The 20,029-nt window shown below is 38.9% G+C and carries 16 protein-coding genes, 1 pseudogene and 1 riboswitch; of the genes and pseudogenes, 16 read left to right on the plus strand and 1 reads right to left on the minus strand.

Annotated features, from left to right (window positions below; all coding sequences use genetic code 11):
• Positions 1-34: 34 nt before the first annotated feature.
• The 10 genes and pseudogenes from cotE (at position 35) to cobT (ending at position 12,719) form a co-directional block, all read left to right on the plus strand.
• Positions 35-655 (plus strand): outer spore coat protein CotE, encoded by a 621-nt coding sequence (cotE, locus tag LO754_RS05320; RefSeq protein WP_193768766.1) that lies wholly within the window; start codon positions 35-37, stop codon positions 653-655.
• A 355-nt stretch (positions 656-1,010) separates the two neighbouring features.
• Positions 1,011-3,578, plus strand: a complete 2,568-nt coding sequence (mutS, locus tag LO754_RS05325; RefSeq protein WP_231785728.1) for a DNA mismatch repair protein MutS — start codon at positions 1,011-1,013, stop codon at positions 3,576-3,578.
• A gap of 14 nt (positions 3,579-3,592) precedes the next feature.
• Positions 3,593-5,479: pseudogene (gene mutL, locus LO754_RS05330) on the plus strand (DNA mismatch repair endonuclease MutL).
• 97 nt (positions 5,480-5,576) lie between these two features.
• The gene (gene glpK / locus LO754_RS05335) at positions 5,577-7,070 is read left to right on the plus strand and encodes a glycerol kinase GlpK (RefSeq protein ID WP_024361935.1); all 1,494 of its coding nucleotides are present in this window, start codon (positions 5,577-5,579) and stop codon (positions 7,068-7,070) included.
• Positions 7,071-7,087: 17 nt separating this feature from the next.
• Positions 7,088-8,734, plus strand: a complete 1,647-nt coding sequence (locus LO754_RS05340) for a glycerol-3-phosphate dehydrogenase/oxidase (protein ID WP_025218836.1) — start codon at positions 7,088-7,090, stop codon at positions 8,732-8,734.
• 3 nt (positions 8,735-8,737) lie between these two features.
• Positions 8,738-9,655, plus strand: a complete 918-nt coding sequence (locus LO754_RS05345) for an alpha/beta fold hydrolase (RefSeq protein ID WP_024361933.1) — start codon at positions 8,738-8,740, stop codon at positions 9,653-9,655.
• Complete coding sequence (miaA, locus tag LO754_RS05350) at positions 9,642-10,526, plus strand: tRNA (adenosine(37)-N6)-dimethylallyltransferase MiaA (RefSeq protein ID WP_305068880.1); 885 nt, start codon at positions 9,642-9,644, stop codon at positions 10,524-10,526. Before LO754_RS05345 ends, miaA begins: the two co-directional genes overlap by 14 nt.
• Positions 10,527-10,633: 107 nt before the next feature.
• Positions 10,634-10,864, plus strand: coding sequence for an RNA chaperone Hfq (gene hfq / locus LO754_RS05355; RefSeq protein WP_024361932.1), 231 nt, complete (start codon positions 10,634-10,636; stop codon positions 10,862-10,864).
• 98 nt (positions 10,865-10,962) lie between these two features.
• Complete coding sequence (locus LO754_RS05360; RefSeq protein WP_024361931.1) at positions 10,963-11,265, plus strand: rhodanese-like domain-containing protein; 303 nt, start codon at positions 10,963-10,965, stop codon at positions 11,263-11,265.
• A 113-nt stretch (positions 11,266-11,378) separates the two neighbouring features.
• Positions 11,379-11,553, plus strand: a riboswitch (cobalamin riboswitch).
• A gap of 110 nt (positions 11,554-11,663) precedes the next feature.
• Positions 11,664-12,719, plus strand: coding sequence for a nicotinate-nucleotide--dimethylbenzimidazole phosphoribosyltransferase (gene cobT, locus LO754_RS05365; RefSeq protein ID WP_231785729.1), 1,056 nt, complete (start codon positions 11,664-11,666; stop codon positions 12,717-12,719).
• 219 nt (positions 12,720-12,938) lie between these two features.
• On the opposite strand, the gene LO754_RS05370 is transcribed toward cobT, so the two are convergent.
• Positions 12,939-13,544 carry a trimeric intracellular cation channel family protein gene (locus LO754_RS05370; protein ID WP_024361929.1) on the minus strand — a complete coding sequence of 202 codons (606 nt, stop codon included), beginning with the start codon at positions 13,542-13,544 and terminating at the stop codon, positions 12,939-12,941.
• Positions 13,545-13,691: 147 nt separating this feature from the next.
• Here LO754_RS05370 and LO754_RS05375 point away from each other — a divergent pair, with 147 nt between their 5' ends.
• From LO754_RS05375 to LO754_RS05400, 6 genes are all read left to right on the plus strand, one after another.
• Positions 13,692-14,942, plus strand: a complete 1,251-nt coding sequence (locus LO754_RS05375) for a methionine gamma-lyase family protein (protein ID WP_231785730.1) — start codon at positions 13,692-13,694, stop codon at positions 14,940-14,942.
• Between the two features lie 216 nt (positions 14,943-15,158).
• Positions 15,159-15,533: a MerR family transcriptional regulator gene (locus tag LO754_RS05380; RefSeq protein WP_024361927.1), complete on the plus strand. Its 375-nt coding sequence runs from the start codon at positions 15,159-15,161 to the stop codon at positions 15,531-15,533.
• A 99-nt stretch (positions 15,534-15,632) separates the two neighbouring features.
• Positions 15,633-16,967, plus strand: a complete 1,335-nt coding sequence (glnA, locus tag LO754_RS05385; RefSeq protein WP_024361926.1) for a type I glutamate--ammonia ligase — start codon at positions 15,633-15,635, stop codon at positions 16,965-16,967.
• Between the two features lie 198 nt (positions 16,968-17,165).
• On the plus strand, positions 17,166-17,765 hold the full coding sequence (locus tag LO754_RS05390; RefSeq protein ID WP_231785731.1) for a hypothetical protein: 600 nt from the start codon (positions 17,166-17,168) through the stop codon (positions 17,763-17,765).
• 288 nt (positions 17,766-18,053) lie between these two features.
• Entirely contained in the window at positions 18,054-19,202 is a 1,149-nt protein-coding gene (locus LO754_RS05395) for a YhgE/Pip domain-containing protein (protein WP_231785732.1), read from the plus strand.
• 88 nt (positions 19,203-19,290) lie between these two features.
• Positions 19,291-19,830, plus strand: a complete 540-nt coding sequence (locus LO754_RS05400) for a PadR family transcriptional regulator (RefSeq protein WP_024361924.1) — start codon at positions 19,291-19,293, stop codon at positions 19,828-19,830.
• The last annotated feature ends 199 nt before the right edge of the window (positions 19,831-20,029 follow it).

A 20,029-nucleotide genomic window follows, 5' to 3' on the forward strand; every position in this document is an offset into this window, starting at 1 on the left:
GTTCACCCAATGGGCGCTACCTGCATATGATGGAGTGAAAAGAGTCGAAGGAGGAATTGCGCTGAAACGTTTACGACAAATCGTGACGAAAGCAGTAGTTGCCAAAGGGAAGAAGAGAACAGAAGAACGTGTAACGTTATGTCCAACAAATAAACCGACGAGCATTCTCGGTTGCTGGGTAATCAACCATACTTGTTCAGCAAAAAAAGTCGGTAAATTTGTAGAAGTGTCAGGAAAGTTTGATGTTAATGTATGGTATGCTTATAGTAATCATTCGAAAACAGCAGTGTTTTCAGAAACGGTTCACTATAAAGATAAGGTAAAGCTGCATTTTAGAGATGGCGAAGTAACAGTTGGCGATGATGTACGTGTGCGTGTGATACAAGAACCAAATTGCATGGAAGCGATAATTTCTCCATGTGGCACGAAATTTGAAATTGTAGTAGAGCGTGAGACGATTGTCGAAGTAATGGGTGAAATGACAATTTGCATTAGTGTACATCCGCTAGATTTCGAAGAGGAATGGAGCTTTAATGACGAAAGCTCATCTTCATCGTCATCCTCGTCTAGTTCTAGTTCTAGTTCGTCTAGCTCAAGCAGCGATGGTAGGTTTGTTTTAGAGTCCTCATCGTTTCCTGATGAACGACCAAGATAAATCACAAGATGATATTTTTTTGATACATGCGAAATGCTAGCATCTTTACAAAGGTGAAATAAGCGTTTCGCATGTATCTTTTGTTATAATAAAACTAACAATCAGAGGATGACGTCTACTTGTCTTTGAAGAAAATCGTTGAGGGTGAAACTTTGGATCGTACAGGATCGTTGCTAAACAAACACTTAGCCCCAAGCATAAGCGCTGGAGAAGACGTACTGATGCGTCAAGGTTCGCTATCACAATGAAGGAAGTAACGAAAAGGGTGTGCACATAGAGGCAACACATAAAATGATTTAGACGTAAATATGCCAAAGCATATTTGATTTTAGTGCAAGAGCGAGGGAATTTATATATGACAACCTATACACCAATGATGCAACAATATTTGCAAGTCAAAGAAGATTATCAGGATGCTTTTTTATTTTTTAGATTAGGTGACTTTTACGAAATGTTTTTTGAAGATGCCATTAATGCATCACAACTATTAGAAATTACATTAACGAGTCGAGATGCAGGTGCCAAGGAGCGTATTCCGATGTGTGGCGTGCCACATCACTCGGCTAAAAATTATATAGAAACACTTGTGCAAAAAGGTTATAAAGTTGCAATTTGTGAGCAAACAGAGGACCCAAAGCAAGCAAAGGGCGTAGTCAAACGTGAAGTAGTCCAACTGATTACTCCCGGTACCATTATGGAAGGGAAGGCGCTAGATGGTAAAAGCAATCATTACATTGGCGCAGCAGAACAGCTGGATGCTACTACATTTGGCTATGCCTACTTGGATTTATCTACAGGTGAAGCGATTGCCTCATCCATTGAGGGGGATGGAAAAGCCCTTCTTATGCAAATGCAGGCATATGGTATTCGAGAATTAATCGTGACGGAGAGCTTACAGCTTTTGTTAACAGAACATGCAATCAATGTCGGCATTGTACTATCCGTTGAAGAAGACGAAATGGCGATGGACAAAGCAGCCAGCTATTTAGAAGCAGTGCCAGCAACTATACAAGTGGCCTGCCTGCGATTACTTCATTATATAGATAAGACACAAATGCGTTCACTTTCGCATATTCAAGCCTTTACCTTTAATGAAATGAAAAACTATTTACGTATTGACTCTAGTTCGAAACGAAATTTAGAGCTTATACAATCCATTCGTGGCGGCGACCAAAAAGGTACGTTGTTATGGCTATTAGATGACACCGTTACTGCGATGGGGGGGCGCAAGCTGAAACAATGGCTACATCAACCATTAGCCTCACGTTCAGCTATTGAGGCAAGACTTGCAATGGTCAGTGATTTATTAGAAGAATATTTTGTAAGAACAGAATTACAATCTTCCTTAAAACAAGTCTATGATTTAGAACGTTTAGCGGGTCGTGTAGCTTTCGGTAATGTAGGCGGTCGTGACTTAGCACAGCTTCGTGATTCATTACGTCAAGTTCCAATTATTCAACAACAGCTAATTGGAGCACAAAAAGAAACATTGCAAAAGCTAGGGGCAACACTCGATACATGTGCGGACGTTGAAGCTTTATTAGCGCGTGCTATAACAGATAATCCGCCGATTACCATTAAAGAAGGCGATGTGATTCGTGATGGTTATAACGAACGATTAGATGAACTTCGCTATGCATCTCGCAATGGGAAGGACTGGATTGCCCAGTTAGAACAGGAAGAACGTACAAAAACAGGCATTAAAAACTTGAAAATTGGCTATAACCGCATTTTTGGCTACTATATAGAAATTACAAAGTCCAATATTCATTTGGCGGATTTAACACGCTATGAACGGAAGCAAACACTTGCAAATGCAGAGCGTTACATTACGCAGGAATTAAAAGAAAAAGAGGCACTTATTTTGAATGCAGAGGAAGAAAGCTTAGCTTTAGAGTACAACCTCTTCGTTGAAATTCGTGAACAATTAAAATCATATATTCCACGGGTACAAGCACTAGCTGCGAGTATAAGTGAATTAGATGTATTGCTTAGCTTTGCGAGCGTCTCAGAGAAATACCGTTTTACAAAGCCAGAATTTCACGCGGGTCGTGCGCTAGAAATTATTGAAGGTCGTCACCCTGTAGTTGAGAAAATGCTCAATAAGCAAATGTATGTACCGAATGATTGCGTACTTGAAGAAAATCACAATATGATGCTCATTACTGGGCCGAATATGTCCGGTAAAAGTACATATATGCGCCAAGTTGCTCTGATTGTTGTAATGGCACAAATGGGATGCTATGTACCAGCGGAAAAGGCGCGATTACCAATTACAGATCAAATTTTCACACGGATTGGAGCTGCAGATGATTTAGCTGCTGGACAATCAACATTTATGGTAGAAATGCTAGAATCACAGCATGCGATTATGCATGCCACTGAAAATAGCTTAATGCTGTTTGATGAAATTGGTCGAGGTACGTCTACGTATGATGGAATGAGTCTTGCGCAATCCATGATGGAATATATTCATGACAAAATAGGTGCCAATACCCTTTTCTCGACGCATTATCATGAATTGACAGCTTTAGAAAAGGATTTACCTCGATTACAAAATGTGCATGTCTCTGCCACTGAAAAGAATGGCACGGTTGTCTTTTTACACAAGGTGAAAAAGGGAGAGGCCGATAAGTCTTATGGCATTCATGTGGCGCAATTGGCACAATTACCAGAGGAAATTTTATCGAGAGCTCGTATATTGCTCGAAAACTTTGAAGCAGGAAAAGCATTACCAGTATCACAAGAGGTCGTTGAACAGCCCGTGCAAATGTCATTATTTACGGAACAAGAGCCGTTGCCTTCAGCTGAGGCTGAAGTATTGAGAAACTTGGAGAAGGTGAATATCCTTGGTACTTCACCAATGCAGGCTATGAATATCTTATACGAATTACAACAGCAATTAGTCAACGCTAAAAAATAAAGGAGTGATGCGCCATGGGAAAAATTCAAATTATGGACGCGTGGCTTTCCAATAGAATTGCTGCGGGAGAAGTAGTAGAACGACCGGCATCTGTTGTCAAGGAACTAGTCGAAAATGCGATTGATGCTGGCAGTACGTCCATTGATGTTTTTTTACTAGAAGCGGGACTCACTTCAATTCAAGTGATTGATAATGGTAGTGGGATGGATGAGGAAGATGCACTAATCTCTTTTTCACGCCATGCAACAAGTAAAATTCATCAGGAGCATGATTTATTTCGTATCCGTACGTTAGGATTTCGCGGGGAGGCATTAGCATCCATTGCATCGGTATCCAAAATGACGATGATTACTTCAACTGGCGAATCAGGCACGTATGTAGAGTTAGAAGGGGGACATGTCACAACCCAAAAGCCCGGTCCTTTACGAAAAGGAACGGATATTACAGTGGCACAGCTATTTTTCAATACCCCTGCTCGTTTAAAATATATGAAAACGATACAAACCGAGCTTGGGCATACGATAGATTTGATGAATCGGCTAGCACTCGGTAATCCACAAATTGCCTTTCGATTGCTACATAACGGTCAGCAATTATTGCAGACGAATGGACGAGGTGATGTACAGCAAGTCCTAGCAGCGATTTATGGCGTGCACAACGCCAAAAAAATGGTACCGTTTCACGGCGAGTCTCATGACTATAAGGTGACGGGTTACGTGTCTTTACCAGAGGTGACACGTGCTTCCAAAAATTATATGTCGCTGTTTGTGAATGGGCGTTGGGTCAAACATTATTTAGTGCAAAAGGCTATTATCGATGCCTATCATACGTATTTACCGATTGAACGTTTTCCAATCGTAGCGCTCTTTATTGAAGGGGATCCTTATTTAACAGACGTCAATGTCCATCCAGCCAAACACCAGATTCGTTTAAGTAAAGAAACAGAGCTACTTAAACTGATTGAAGAAACGATACGAGGCAAAATTCGCGATGTTATGCGCGTTCCACTTATGGAGAAGAAGGAAAAGATTGCAAAACCTGCAACGGAACAGCTGAACATGTGGAAGCCTGTACCGCAACTTGATGTAGAAAAAATGAATGCTATCGTTGAAAAGCTTTATGATGCGCAAACAGTTCAGGAATCTAGCATATTACCGATGGAAGAACCTGCACCTACAGTGATAGAAGAGCACTGGCAACCAATTCAACCAATCGAAACCAATCAGATAGAAGAAGCGTCATCAAACGACCATATGGACTTTTTAAATGAGGAGCCTCAAATAGTAGAATCTCCAATGAAAGAGCCTAAAAAAGAACCATTTCCTGCGCTTGAAGTAGTAGGACAAATACATGGCACTTATATTGTTGCGCAAATGGAGGACGGTTTTTATTTAATCGACCAGCATGCAGCGCAAGAACGTATTAAATATGAGTTTTACCGTGAAAAAGTAGGACAAGTAAATCCAAATGAACGGCAAGCATTATTACTGCCATTGACCTTCCATTATGCAGCAGACGAGGCACTGATTCTGCGTGAAAATAGACAGCAGCTATAGGCCGTTGGTGTGTTTTTAGAGGATTTTGGACAGTCATCATTTGTTATTCGTGAGCATCCTAGCTGGTTTCCAAATGGCGAGGAACAGGACATCATTGAGGAGTTAATCGAGCAAGTTTTGACCACAAAAACAGCAGATGTCAAAAAAATGCGTGAGGCGGCAGCCATTATGATGAGCTGTAAAAAGTCTATCAAAGCCAATCATTATTTGACGAAAGAGCAAATGGTTGCGTTATTAGATGATTTACGTAGAGCGGATAATCCGTTTACTTGTCCACATGGACGGCCGGTGTTAATCCATTTTACAACCTATGAAGTGGAAAAAATGTTTAAACGGGTAATGTAATAACAACGAAGCATACGCGTTCGTATTGTAACCAATATCCTTAAAAGAAGCCTACAGCGATTTCGAGCGTGGTGTGAAAACCTAAGGAGGGGAATAAATGGGTGAATTTATTTTAGCAATCGATCAAGGAACAACAAGTTCAAGAGCGATATTATTTGATCATAAAGGTGAAATTGTCCATGTGGCACAAAAGGAATTTCAACAGTATTTTCCAAAGGCTGGCTGGGTTGAGCATAACGCCAATGAGATATGGGGTTCAGTACTCGCTGTTATCGCAGCTGTGTTAACAGAAAGTGGACATGAAGCAAGCGAAGTACACGCAATTGGCATTACAAATCAGCGAGAAACGACGGTTGTTTGGGATAAACAGACGGGCCAGCCTGTCTACAATGCAATCGTTTGGCAATCAAGGCAAACACAAGACATCGTGACAGCGTTGAAGGAACAGGGCCATGAAAGTATGTTTCAGCAAAAAACAGGATTACGACTGGACCCTTATTTCTCCGCAACAAAAATTAAATGGATTTTAGACAATGTTGATGGTGCACGTGCCAAGGCAGAACAAGGTGATTTACTGTTCGGTACGATTGATTCGTGGATTGTTTGGCGATTATCAAAAGGAAGGGCACATATTACGGATTATTCGAATGCGGCAAGGACTTTACTTTATAATATCCATGAACTAACATGGGACGCAGAACTTTGCGAACTTTTAAATATTCCAATGTCGATGCTGCCAGAAGTGAAAAACTCGTCAGAAATTTATACGAAAACGGCACCAAGTATATTTTTTGGTGAAGAAATTCCAATTGCAGGAATTGCCGGTGACCAGCAAGCCGCTCTTTTCGGTCAAACATGCTTTGCAAAAGGCATGGCTAAAAATACGTACGGTACCGGTTGTTTTATGTTATTAAATACGGGTGACCAAGCGGTACATTCTGAAAATGGTTTGTTGACAACGATTGCTTGGGGCATTGATGGGAAGGTAACCTATGCGTTAGAAGGCAGTGTCTTTGTGGCAGGATCAGCTATTCAGTGGTTACGTGATGGGCTTCGCATGATTCGTACCGCAAAGGACTCTGAAAAATATGCCACAAAGGTAGCTGATACCGATGGTGTTTACGTAGTTCCTGCATTTGTAGGGTTAGGCACGCCATACTGGGATACCGATGCACGCGGGGCTATTTTTGGTTTAACGCGTGGTACTTCGAAAGAACATTTTATCCGCGCAACACTTGAATCACTAGCTTACCAGACGAAAGATGTTCTTGATGCAATGGAAGAAGCGGCGGGCACACCAATTGAAGTGTTGCGAGTAGATGGTGGCGCTGTCAGTAATGGTCTATTAATGCAGTTCCAAAGTGATATTTTGCAGTTAAAGGTAGAGCTAGCAAAGCTTAATGAATCGACTGCGCTCGGGGCAGCCTATTTAGCTGGGCTAGCAACGAACTTTTGGCCAAATAAAGAGGCTTTAACAGCATTGTGGGTTAACGGGCAAACCTATCAACCGAAAATGACTGTAGAGCAAAGTAAGATTTTCTATGCAGGCTGGCAGAGAGCTGTGGAGGCTACACGTTTATTCAAATCATAGCTAATGGGGGAGAAAGTATGTTTTCATTTGAGCATCGTCCTAAAATTATGGATTATTTAGAGCAGTATAGCTTTGACGTATTAGTCATTGGAGGTGGCATTACGGGTGCGGGGATTGCACTTGATGCGGCGTCGAGAGGCTTATCAGTTGCACTAATTGACAAGCAAGACTTTGCGGCGGGTACTTCTAGCCGTTCAACAAAGCTTATTCACGGAGGTCTTCGTTATTTAAAACAATTTGATGTAGGGGTAGTGGCAGAAGTTGGGCGTGAACGTGAAATTGTATATGACAATGCTGTTCATGTAACGACACCTGAAAAGATGCTGTTACCTTTATATAAGCACGGTACACTTGGACCATTTACGACTTCGGTGGCGTTAAAGGTTTATGACAGACTAGCAGGTGTCAAAAAACAAGAACGTCGCACGATGCTAAGTGCACAAGAAACAGCCACACTAGAACCGCTTTTAAAGCGCGATGAGCTAGTTGGCGGTGGCTATTATGTAGAGTATCGGACTGACGATGCACGTTTAACAATTGAAGTGCTAAAAAAAGCGGTTGAATATGGCGCGCTTTGTGTAAACTATACAGAAATGACAGAGTTTTTATATAGCAAGAAAAAGCTGATTGGGGCAAAAGTAAAAGACCATATCACTGGAAAAACAGTGGAAGTACATGCTGCGCAAATCGTCAATGCTACTGGCCCTTGGGTAGATGAAGTACGTCATAAAGATAAGCAAACAGATAAAAAACAATTACGTTTAACAAAGGGTGTCCATATCGTTCTTAGTCAAAAGGATTTCCCATTGCAACAAGCCGTTTATTTCGATATTCCAGATGGCCGTATGGCTTTCGCTATTCCACGAGATGGCAAAACATATATAGGAACAACAGATACAGTTTATGAAGGCGATCCAATACATCCTACTGCCACACAACAAGATGTAGATTATTTAATTGAGGCTGCTAAAACAGTATTCCCTACAGCCGAAATTACAAGAGATACAATAGAATCTTCTTGGGCAGGTGTACGTCCCCTTATTTTTGAAAAAGGCAAAAATCCTTCTGAAATTTCGCGTAAAGATGAAATATGGACAGCATCAAGCGGCTTGATGACCATTGCAGGTGGCAAGCTAACAGGCTATCGTCAAATGGCTGAAACGATCGTTGATAAAATTGTGAAAACACATAAATTTAAGCATGCAAGTCCATGTATGACACGTGAGTTGTCGCTTTCTGGAGCAAAGGGCATTAATGCGATTAATTTCCCAGACTATACTGCCTATAAAGCAAGAGAAGGTGTTCAATATGGACTGAATTATGATGAGGCGAAGCATTTAGTGCAAAAATACGGTACCAATGTTGACGCATTATTTGATCAGGTAAAATATTTACATGAGCATGGAAGTACGATGCCCCTCGCTTTACATGCGATGCTACTATACGGCATAGAAGCGGAAATGGTATATACACCTTGTGATTTCTTTATACGTCGTACAGGCTTGCTATACTTTGATATTGATGCAGTGAAACGTTATAAACAACAAGTAGTGCAAGTGATGCAGCAGCGTTTACATTATTCAGAGTCACAAAGAAATACTTATATTGCTCAATTAGAACAAGCGATTCTAGATGCGACAAGTTTTCCTAATGTGGAGGTGTAAAAGATGGAGCGTTATATGAAAATGTCTGATGGACATTTTGTGTTTACACGAATTTTGACGCCGACTATTCCCTGTAAGGGACATTTTCATATTTTACATGGTATGGCAGAGCATAGCGGTCGTTACGTAAACTTTGCACAAATTCTTTGTGCGGCTGGCTATGCCGTGTCCATGCATGATCAGCGCGGGCATGGGGAGACGGCAGGTTATAATGGCACATTAGGCTTTTTCGCTGAAAAAAATGGTTTTGATCGGGTTGTGGAAGATGCGCATGAAGTCATGATGGCTATACATGCTCAATTTGCAGATGTGCCTTTAATGGTATTCGGGCATAGTATGGGGTCCTTTATTGCTAGAAGATATATTCAACTTTATGGAGCAAATGTTGCTAACGTTATTCTTTGTGGAACAGGAAGTGTTTCAGCGTTGCATAGGATAGGACATTATGTTGCGCAAGTATTCGCAATGCGGCACGGTAAAGAAACCGAGAGCCCTTTATTAAATAAGTTGAGCTTTGGTAGCTTTAATAAGCAGTTTCCAAATCCTAAAACCGGGTATGATTGGCTATGTTCGGTAGAGCAGGAAGTGCAAAAGTATATTGACGACCCATATTGTGGCTTTATTCCAAGCAATCAATTTTTTGCTGACTTAACAGCTGGCTTTATGGTATTGAATCGAAAAAAAGAGATTGAAAAAATACAGAAAAACTTGCCGATTCTATTGATCAGCGGTAGCAAGGACCCTGTTGGTGATAGTGGTCTAGGTGTTTATTCCGTAGCTGAACAATTTGCAGCAGCAGGATTACAAGATGTTACTGTCTATTTATTTGAAGATAAACGACATGAAATTTTAAATGAAGACAATCAACAGGCGGTTCATCAAGTTTTATTACGGTGGTTAGAAAAGTATGATAGAAAATAAAATACAGCAAGCAGAGGTCGTAGCAATTGTTGAGCCAACAGCTTCAGGTAAAACAGCACTAAGCATTGAACTAGCCAAAAAGTACAATGGTGAAATTATTAATGGCGATTCCATGCAAATTTATAAAGGTTTAGATATTGGTACAGCGAAAATTACTGAAGAAGAGATGGAAGGTGTGCCACATCACTTATTAAGCTTCAAAGAGCCAACGGAATCCTTTTCAGTAGCGGAATACCAAGCGTTAGTACGCTCTAAAATTAGTGAAATACAGGCGCGTGGTAAGCTACCGATTATTGTTGGAGGTTCTGGCCTATATGTACAAGCAGTCCTTTATGATTTTCAATTTACAGACGAGCAGGTTGATGACCTAGCACGTAAAGCTTATTATGAGGAGCTAGAAAAGTTAGGTCCAGAAGCTATGCATGCTAAGTTAGCAGCACTTGATCCGAAAACTGCTGAAACAATTCATCCAAACAATACAAGACGTGTGATTCGAGCGTTAGAAATGATTGAATTAAGTGGTGTTTCAAAGGCGTCAGAGGAACACAATCGTGGAGAAATCCCATTGTATCGCCACTTAATTATAGGACTTGGTCAAAATATGTCTCGCGAAGAACTTTATGAGCGCATTAATCTCCGAGTGGATGTCATGATGGATAAAGGGCTACTGCAAGAAGTGCAGGGACTATGGCAACAAAATATTCGAGGTGTACAGTCGATTCAAGCGATCGGTTATAAGGAATTGTATGATTACTTAGATGGTAGATGTACATTAGAAGAAGCAATCGAAAATTTAAAGCAAAATTCTCGACGTTATGCGAAAAGACAGTTGACTTATTTCCGCAATAAAATGGATATTCATTTTATTTGAAAAGACTAAAAACTTTAATAATTTCTAAAAATTACTAATTGATAAATTGGTAGAACATGCTACTATAGGAATGAAGAGGTAGAAAGAGAGTAGGGGAGGCGCATTCTATGAAATCAATCAATTTGCAAGATACGTTTTTGAACCATCTACGTAAAAACAGTGTTTTTGTAACTGTGTTTCTGTTAAACGGGTTCCAGTTAAAAGGAACTGTGAAATCCTATGATAACTTTACAGTATTATTAGTAGATGCTGAAAGTAAACAGCATCTCATTTACAAACACGCAATTTCTACATTCGTTCCAGCAAAGCAAGTCGAATTTTTAGAGGCAGAAGAATAAATAAAGTAAATAGAAACAGTTAGTGTTACATCACTAGCTGTTTTTTTTCGTTCACGCTATAATGTAATAGGAAATTGATATATTGGAGGATTTTATAGATGAAATCGATGGATACAACACAATTATTAGAACGATTAGATGCAAACGAAGACCTTTACATTATTGATGTGCGAGAAGACGATGAAGTAGCACAAGGTGTTATCCCTGGTGCGCAACATATTGCTCTTGGGACAATCCCTGAGCGCTTGGATGAATTAGATACGACTAAACCATATATTATCGTTTGTAAAGCAGGTGGACGTTCTGCAAATGCTTGTGCATACTTAGAAGCACAAGGCTTTGACGTAACAAACCTTGAAGGTGGCATGCTTGCTTATGATGGAGAATTAGAATTTAAATAAGAAGATATATCGAGGTATGTAACAGGTCAGTTTGTTAAGTACCTCGTTTTTTAGTGGACTAAAATGCGAGTATCAATATTGACACTAAAAACACTTTGTCGTAAATTTAAAGTAATTACATAAAAGCATTAGGTGCCCACTTTGGGAGAATAGGGAATAAAGTGAAAATCTTTAGCGGTCCCACCACTGTAAAACGGAGTTTTATAGAGAATACCACTAGCATAGCTGGGAAGGTTCTATAAAATGTTGAAATTGAGCCAGGAGACCTGCCTAATTGCTTCGGATGATATAGACGATGGAAAAGTCTGTAGTTTATTTGTTATGAGATAAACTACAGGTTTTTCCATTTTTTTATTTCAATCTTTATGTAATAGGCTATTTAAAAAGGAGAAATGAACATGCAATTATTACAACAAACACTTCAACAGATTCAACATGCTAATAACGAAATAATGGAAAAAGCAAGGGACTATATAGATTCTCTTAGCAAGCCACCAAGTAGCTTAGGAAAACTTGAATCACTGGCTATACAATTGGCTGGTATTACAGGAGAGCTCTATCCTAAAATTGATAACAAAGCAATTATTGTCTGTGCAGGCGATCACGGTGTGTGTGATGAAGACGTAACATCCAATCCGCAAGATGTAACATTTCTTCAAACATTAAATTTTCCAAAAGGGATAACAGGTGTTTGTGCTATTGCAAACATAACGAATGCCAAAATTGTAACAGTGGACGTAGGGGTAAAACAGGAAATTCCGCTCGATGCGGGTGTTATAATAAAAAAAATAAAATACGGGACGGATAACATGGCAAAGGGTCCAGCCATGACAAGGGAAGAAGCCATTCAATCAATTGAAGTAGGAATTGAAGTAGCAACGGCAGAAATAGCACAAGGAGTTAATGTACTGGGTACAGGTGAAATGGGGATTGGCAATACTACACCAAGTGCGGCTATCTTATCCGTACTGCATGCGTGTCACCCACAAGAAGTGACAGGATTCGGTGCAGGGGTTGGATCAGGAGGAATTGCGCATAAAGTTGAAGTCATTCAAAACGCCATTGCCTTAAACAAACCGAATCGTCATGATGCGATTGATGTACTTGCAAAAGTGGGTGGGTTAGAGATAGGTGCGATGGCTGGTGTAATTCTGGCGGCTGCTGCCAATCGTAAGCCCGTTGTAATTGATGGCTTTATTTCGACAGTCGCTGCTCTTATCGCTTATGAACTCGAACCGAAAGTACAAGATTATATTATTCCTTCCCATGCCTCTGAAGAACCGGGGGCAATAATAGCTGCTGAACTGTTAGGAGTGGAGCCGATGCTTCATATGAACATGCGATTGGGAGAGGGTTCTGGTGCAGCTTTAGCCTTTCCAATACTCGACGCAGCTTGCTCTATGGTGAGCAACATGGCGACATTAGCTGAGTCTGTCGGGCTGGTAGAGAAGTAATCATTTGTTAAGTGCCGATAGGGAAAAATCATAGTTAAACATTAGAGAGTAATCGTCTATAGCAAAAAGGAAGCTGGGGCAAAAGAGAAAAAGTGTTAGATTGAACCCAATCAATCTAACACTTTTCTGCTATGCCGTTGTTACCCGCTATCAACAACTAGGTGAACACTTCTAATTTTTTATTTATTGCAAAAGCAAGAATAGCTAAGTTCTACATCCTTAAGCTCGATTCAATTTTCTCAAAGGTAAGCGCCATTTCTTCATATATGAAAGTACTCGTAAAATTGTAATTACCCCGAATAACACGTATAAAAAGATATCCCCTTCTAGTAATTCCAATCCAATAAGTAGACCAGCAAGTGCTGCCCAGACACCGTAGATTTCATCACGAAGCACGAGTGGCTTACGTCCTGCCAATAAATCACGAACTATTCCACCACCTGAACCAGTTAAGACTGCGGCTACAATAACCGCACTAATGGGCATATTGAGCTTCACTGCATATAATGCCCCTTGTATAGCAAAAGCCGATAAGCCTATAGCATCTGTAAAATTGCCCCAACGATGCCAATGCTGTATAAGATGATGAGGAAAAATAAAAAATATCGTAATGGCAGCGATTGCAATTTGAAACATCATATCCTGTCCCCACAACGTTGTAACTGGTAAACCGATAAGTAAATTACGAATGGCACCGCCACCGAATGCAGTTACAATGCCAAGTATATATACACCGAATAAATCGTATTCTTCTTCCATTGCAATTATTGCCCCGGAAATAGCGAAGGCAATTGTCCCAATTATGCTAAAAACTTCCCAAGCCATCACTTTCCCTCCTTAAACGAGAATAATTTGTAGTAAGTCCGCCCCTTAGCTTAGCGTATTTAACAGCTAGACACAATAGCATTTTTTGCAGGGTTGCAAACAAATTGATAAGATAGGAAAGAACAATTTGAAACGGAGACGAAAACAATGACTTTTACAACCCATTTAACAGCAGAAACGTTAGCATTAGCGGAAAAAATTGAAGAAAGAGTCCGCCCATATCATACGAAAGTAGAAAATATGGCGTTCTTCAACCAGCAAAAAGTCCTTTCAGCATTTAGAACGCATCAAGTGAGCGATTTTCATTTACATCCATCCAATGGCTATGGCTATGATGATGAGAGCCGTGACAATCTTGAACGTGTGTATGCGGAAGTTTTTGGAGCAGAGGCGGCAATTGTTCGTCCTCAAATCATATCTGGAACACATGCAATTACGCTTAGTCTATTCGGCGTGTTACGACCAGGTGATGAATTGCTTTATATATCAGGTCAACCATATGACACATTACAGTCGATTGTCGATGGAGGAGACAAAGATACGGGCTCGCTAAAGGACTATAAAATTGGTTATCGACATGTAGATTTAATCGATAACGAAACGGTTGACTGGTCGGCAGTCGCTGCAGCCATAACACCGAACACAAAAATGATAGCCATTCAACGTTCAAAAGGCTATGCATCACGTCCGTCCTTTACGATTTCGCAAATTGCAGAAATGTGTGCCAAGGTACGGGAATTAGCACCCAATGCTATTATATTTGTAGATAACTGCTATGGAGAATTTGTGGAAGCACAAGAACCTACAGAAGTAGGTGCGGATTTAATGGCTGGTTCGCTTATTAAAAATCCAGGTGGCGGTTTAGCTAAAATAGGTGGTTATATTGCAGGTCGAGCTGACTTAGTAGAAAAATGTGCATATCGTATGACATCACCAGGAATTGGTGCGGAGGCAGGCGCTACATTAAATACGCTAGGTGACTTTTACCAAGGCTTTTTCCTAGCACCACATGTAGTCAGCCAAGCATTAAAAGGTGCGATTTTCACAGCGGCTATGTTAGAGGAAGTAGGCATGACGACGTTCCCAAGTTATCATGCTGAACGTACAGATTTAATTCAATCGGTATCGTTTAATACAGCCGAGCAAATGGTTGCTTTCTGTCGTGAAATTCAAGCCAACTCGCCAATTAATGCGCATTATGCACCAGAACCTGCTTATATGCCAGGCTACGAGGATGATGTTATTATGGCGGCAGGCACATTTATTCAAGGTTCGAGTATTGAACTGACAGCAGACGGTCCAATTCGTCCACCGTTTACAGCATTTATTCAAGGTGGCTTGACATATGAGCACGTGAAATTTGCTATTTGTAGTGCAGTTCAAGGCTTACAAAAATAAACTTTATTAACTACATTACAGTTTAGTGATGGGGCTTATCTCTAATATAAATAGATAAACTGTAAAAGTGTATGTTTCGTTCAGGTATTTTGACTAGTTTTTAACAATTTTGCATCAATTCTAAAAAAAATTAAAAAACCATGTTAGGAAACCTGACATCTTTGTTGACAGTGAATTTTTTTCGTTATATGATAAGCGGGTATTGGGGGGACTTAAATGAGTCGTGAAATTAGACGAACTATGCCGTTATTATCTATGAGTATCGTGATGCAATTGACCGAGCTTTCGGCACGCCAAATTCGTTATTATGAAGAACACCATTTAATTGAGCCACACCGAACAGAAGGCAATCGTCGTATGTTTTCATTAAATGACGTCGATATACTTCTTGAAATAAAAGATTACTTGGAGCAGGGCATGAATATGGCGAAGATTAAAAAAATATTTGCCAAAAAATCAGATCCTATTGCCGCTGAAGAACCAGATTTAACCGACACAGAATTACGTCGGATTATGCGCGAAGAAATGCGTCAAGCGCAGCGCATGCAAAAATCATCCATCCGACGTGGGGATTTATCCCGATTCTATTAAAATAAATACGAAATGGTTCAAATTACAATCAGTTTATTATTTTTTTAGTAGGGTAGGGTAATGATATAAGCAAGACAATTTATAGGAGTGTGGAAAACTGTGGGTAAATACACAAAAGACGACATCAAGCGTTTAATCGAGGAGAAAAATGTAAGTTTCATTCGTTTACAATTTACGGATATTCTAGGTACTATTAAAAACGTTGAAATTCCTGTTAGTCAACTAGACAAAGCACTAGAAAACAAAATGATGTTCGATGGCTCGTCCATTGAAGGCTTCGTGCGTATTGAAGAATCGGATATGTATTTATATCCTGATTTAGATTCTTTCGTAGTGTTCCCTTGGACTTCAGAAAAAGGGAAAGTAGCACGTTTCATCTGTGACGTATACACTGCAAAAGGCGAACCATTCGCTGGTGACCCACGTAACAACTTAAAACGTATCCTTAAAAAAATGGAAGATATGGGCTTCACAAGCTTCAACTTAGGACCTGAGCCAGAATTCTTCTTATTCAAATTAGATGCAAAAGGTGAACCTACATTAGAAGTAAATGACCACGGTGGTTATTTTGACTTAGCGCCTACAGATTTAGGTGAAAACTGTCGTCGTGATATCGTGTTAGAGCTTGAAGAAATGGGCTTTGAAATCGAAGCTTCACACCATGAAGTAGCACCAGGTCAACATGAAATCGACTTTAAATATGCAGATGCTATTACAGCTTGTGACAACATCCAAACATTCAAACTAGTTGTTAAAACAATTGCACGTAAACACGGTCTACATGCTACATTTATGCCAAAACCATTGTTCGGTGAAGCAGGCTCTGGTATGCACTTCAACGTATCTTTATTTAAAGGGAAAGAAAATGCATTCTACGATGAATCTACAGAGCTAGGTCTTTCTGAAACAGCAATGCAATTTATGGCAGGTGTTCTTGCACACGTACAAGGATTCACAGCCGTAACAAACCCAACAGTAAACTCTTATAAGCGTTTAGTTCCAGGTTATGAAGCGCCATGTTATGTTGCATGGTCTGCACAAAACCGTTCACCACTTATTCGTATCCCGTCTGCACGCGGACTTTCAACTCGTGTAGAAGTACGTTCAGTGGATCCTTCAGCAAACCCATATTTAGCGATGGCTGTTATTTTAGAAGCGGGTCTAGAAGGTATCCGTCAACAATTAACGCCACCTGCAGCGATTAACCGCAATATCTATGTAATGACAGAAGAAGAACGCAAAGCAAACGGTATTGCGAATTTACCACCAGCACTAGACGATGCGTTAACATTACTTGCACAAGATAAAGTGGCTCAATCAGCTTTAGGTGAACACATTTACGCAAACTTCAAAGAAGCAAAAGAAATCGAGTTCGATATGTACCGTACAACTGTACACCAATGGGAACGCGACCAATATTTAAAAATGTATTAATCAAAAAACGTTGGAGCTCATGGGCTCCAACGTTTTTTTTTGCCCACAAATCCTTTTGTCAAGCCCACAAACTGTCCACAGCTATTTTGACACTCCTAAAATATAGTATTTAATTATTTTAAAAAACATTTTTGTCAATTATTGAATAATAACCAAATATTTTTTAAAATTTTTTTATGGATGAAAGGAGCATTGACTGTGCAAATAACAAAATTTTTTCATAAGCTACCGAAAGAAAGTAAGAATTCAATTTACTTATATAACTTTAAAAGAGTGTTAAATAAAGATGTGAAAATTATACAAAATTCTAGAAGACGTTCCATTGTTTTTGAGGATAAAGAACAAGAAATTATATTAAAGAAGTTATTACCAGACGGAAAAGGCGATAATGATATTTGTGCTTTGCTGGAGTTACATGATAGTCCATATTTTCCTAAGATGTTCGCTTATAAAAAAAGAGATTATTTATTTATAGAAAAAGCAAAAGGTAAAACGCTTTTAGAGATGCTAAAAGAAGGTATAAGTCTTGAAGAATTAAGAAAAATTCTTAATCAATTGATTAAAGCCAAAAAGGAAATGATGAGTGTCAATCGATATGATTTTGATTTTAAACTAGAACATATCTATTGGGATAACGAACAAGAAATAATCAAGTGGATTGATTTAGGTGTTTGTGTAAAAATGCAAATGGAGTATTCTGAAGAAGAAAAAAATAGAAGAATTGAACAATGTATTATAAAAGTAAAATTAAAATTTTTATTTTATGGCTATGATTTATTTAACGAGATGAATAGGTAATGCCTATGGGTGCTATACACTATAAAAAAGCATTGCAGTTTTTAACTGCAATGCTTTTTTGTTGCGCGATGTGTGTTTAACTTTTTGTAATGTTGATAATATGCCATTTTCTACTTCACAGTTTGGACAAAAAATAAAAATTAATGATAGTCGGCTATCTTTATTTATTGCAAAGTAAACAGTATTTTTGTAAAATTACACTCACGGTTTAATTAAACTACTTAAATTAAACTACTTTGTTTAGAATATAAATAGACTAGGTGTTCGTAGAAAGGAAGTACTAATTAAATGAAGTTTAAAGAATTTTTAAAAACGAAAGGTGCCAAGGGCTCTATTTTTATGGGGATCTTTTATGCTGTATGTATGTTGGGTATCTTCCTACCAGGTTACACAGCGATACCAGGCAATATTGATGCATTACCAATTGCGATTATTAATGATGATAAAGGGGAATATGGTGCCCAAATAGCTGATAGCTTAACTGAACAGCTTCCATTTAAGGATATTGAAACAGATATTACTATTAAAGAGGCATTAAAAGATTTAGAGAAAAACGACTTAGCGTTAGTCGTTCACATTCCAGAGACATTTTCTGCTGATTTACAAAAAGGAGATGTTTCATCAAGCATCGATTTCTCCATTAACGAAGCAAGTGCAACCGCTGTATCGTCCTCTATGCAACAAATTGTTATGCAAATAAATGAGCAACTAAGTGCACAGTTTTCACAACAAACAGCGCAAGGGATTTTAATGAACTTACATTTACCACAAGAGCAAGCAGCCAAATTAGCAGAGCAAATTGAAAATAGCTATGTAGGAAATATCGAGACAATTAATGATGTGCCAGACGGCATGCATAACAATATGCTACCAATGTTTTTAACGATGGCGCTTTATGTAGGTGCTATGATTGGCGCAATGCAATTAGTGGGAGCGTTTAAAGCAAATCGTGGGAAAGCAACGAAAACACGTTTATTCGTTTATATGCAATTAACAGCGATACTCATTGGTATTTTGGCTGGGCTTGTTTCAACGGGCATGTCATTTGCTATCAATGATTTATCGGGAACTGATGTGTTCTTCCAAATATTAGGACAACAAATTTTAATTTATTGGGCATGCTTTAACTTCAATGCGGTTGTTGTGTTATTAATTGGGGAAGCAGGAATGATTTTAAACATTCCAATTTTATTAATTCAGACAATCGCTAACGGTGCAACAATATCTCGTGAAATGATGTATTTACCGTATGAGTGGATTAGCCATATTTCACCAATGTATTATTCTGTTCAAGCATACTTTAGCAATATTTTTGGTAGTATTAGTGCCACACCTTTTATTTTAGGATTAACAACAGTTGGATTTGTAGCGATGGTTATAAATGTACTGATCGTTTGGATGCTTCATAAACCCCTACCAATAACTGTAGAACAATAGAGCAAAGAAATATGCACTTAAAATTCTGATGAAGTAAATCATTAGTTTTGATAAAATGGAACTAATATTTGCCTAAGGAGCTGAAATAATGGCAATTCAAATTTTCATTCTTAGCAAGCTTATGGAAGAAGATAATTATCCTTATAATTTAAAAAAACAAATTTCTGAATTACAGTCTCTTGACTCAATTAATGGTTTGACGGAAAGTAAGTTATACTATCATTTTGAATCGTTAGCGAAGCAAGGACTAATTGAGACGAAAGAAGTTATAAAAGAAGATAATCGACCAGATAAGCACGTTTTTGCTATAACGGAAAAAGGACGCGAAGCCTTGCCAAAAAAGATTTATAAATCACTTGAAAATGCAAACACAATTGGTGATATGGTTATTGGTTTAGCCAATATCAAACATGTTGACCGCGATCGGGTTATTCATATTTTAGAAAAAAAGTTAAACGCGATGCATTCAAAATGGGATAATCTCTTTAATTCAGATAGACAACAGTTTATGAAACCAGGAGTAGAAGTGCTGGCTGAATTTGTTAGCGATTATGCGAATTTTAGAATACAGGGCTCCATACAATACCTTGAAAGATTAATTGAGCATGTACGAAAAGGAGAAATATAATAGAAAGAGACTATTTGCAATGATGATTGTAAATAGTCTTTTTTGCGCTTATTTTTTCAATGAGATTTTTCCCGCAAATAATCAAGGGATTATTATATAATTGAATGATAAGTGCCGACGAAGGGGAAAGTGCAGCTCTTATCTGGCAATTCCGATAGAAAGCTTAATTTAGCAATTACTTAAAGTGTTATCAGCAAAT

The organism is Lysinibacillus sp. GJ-1, assembly GCF_021166035.1.
Classification (GTDB): Bacteria; Bacillota; Bacilli; order Bacillales_A; family Planococcaceae; genus Lysinibacillus; species Lysinibacillus sphaericus.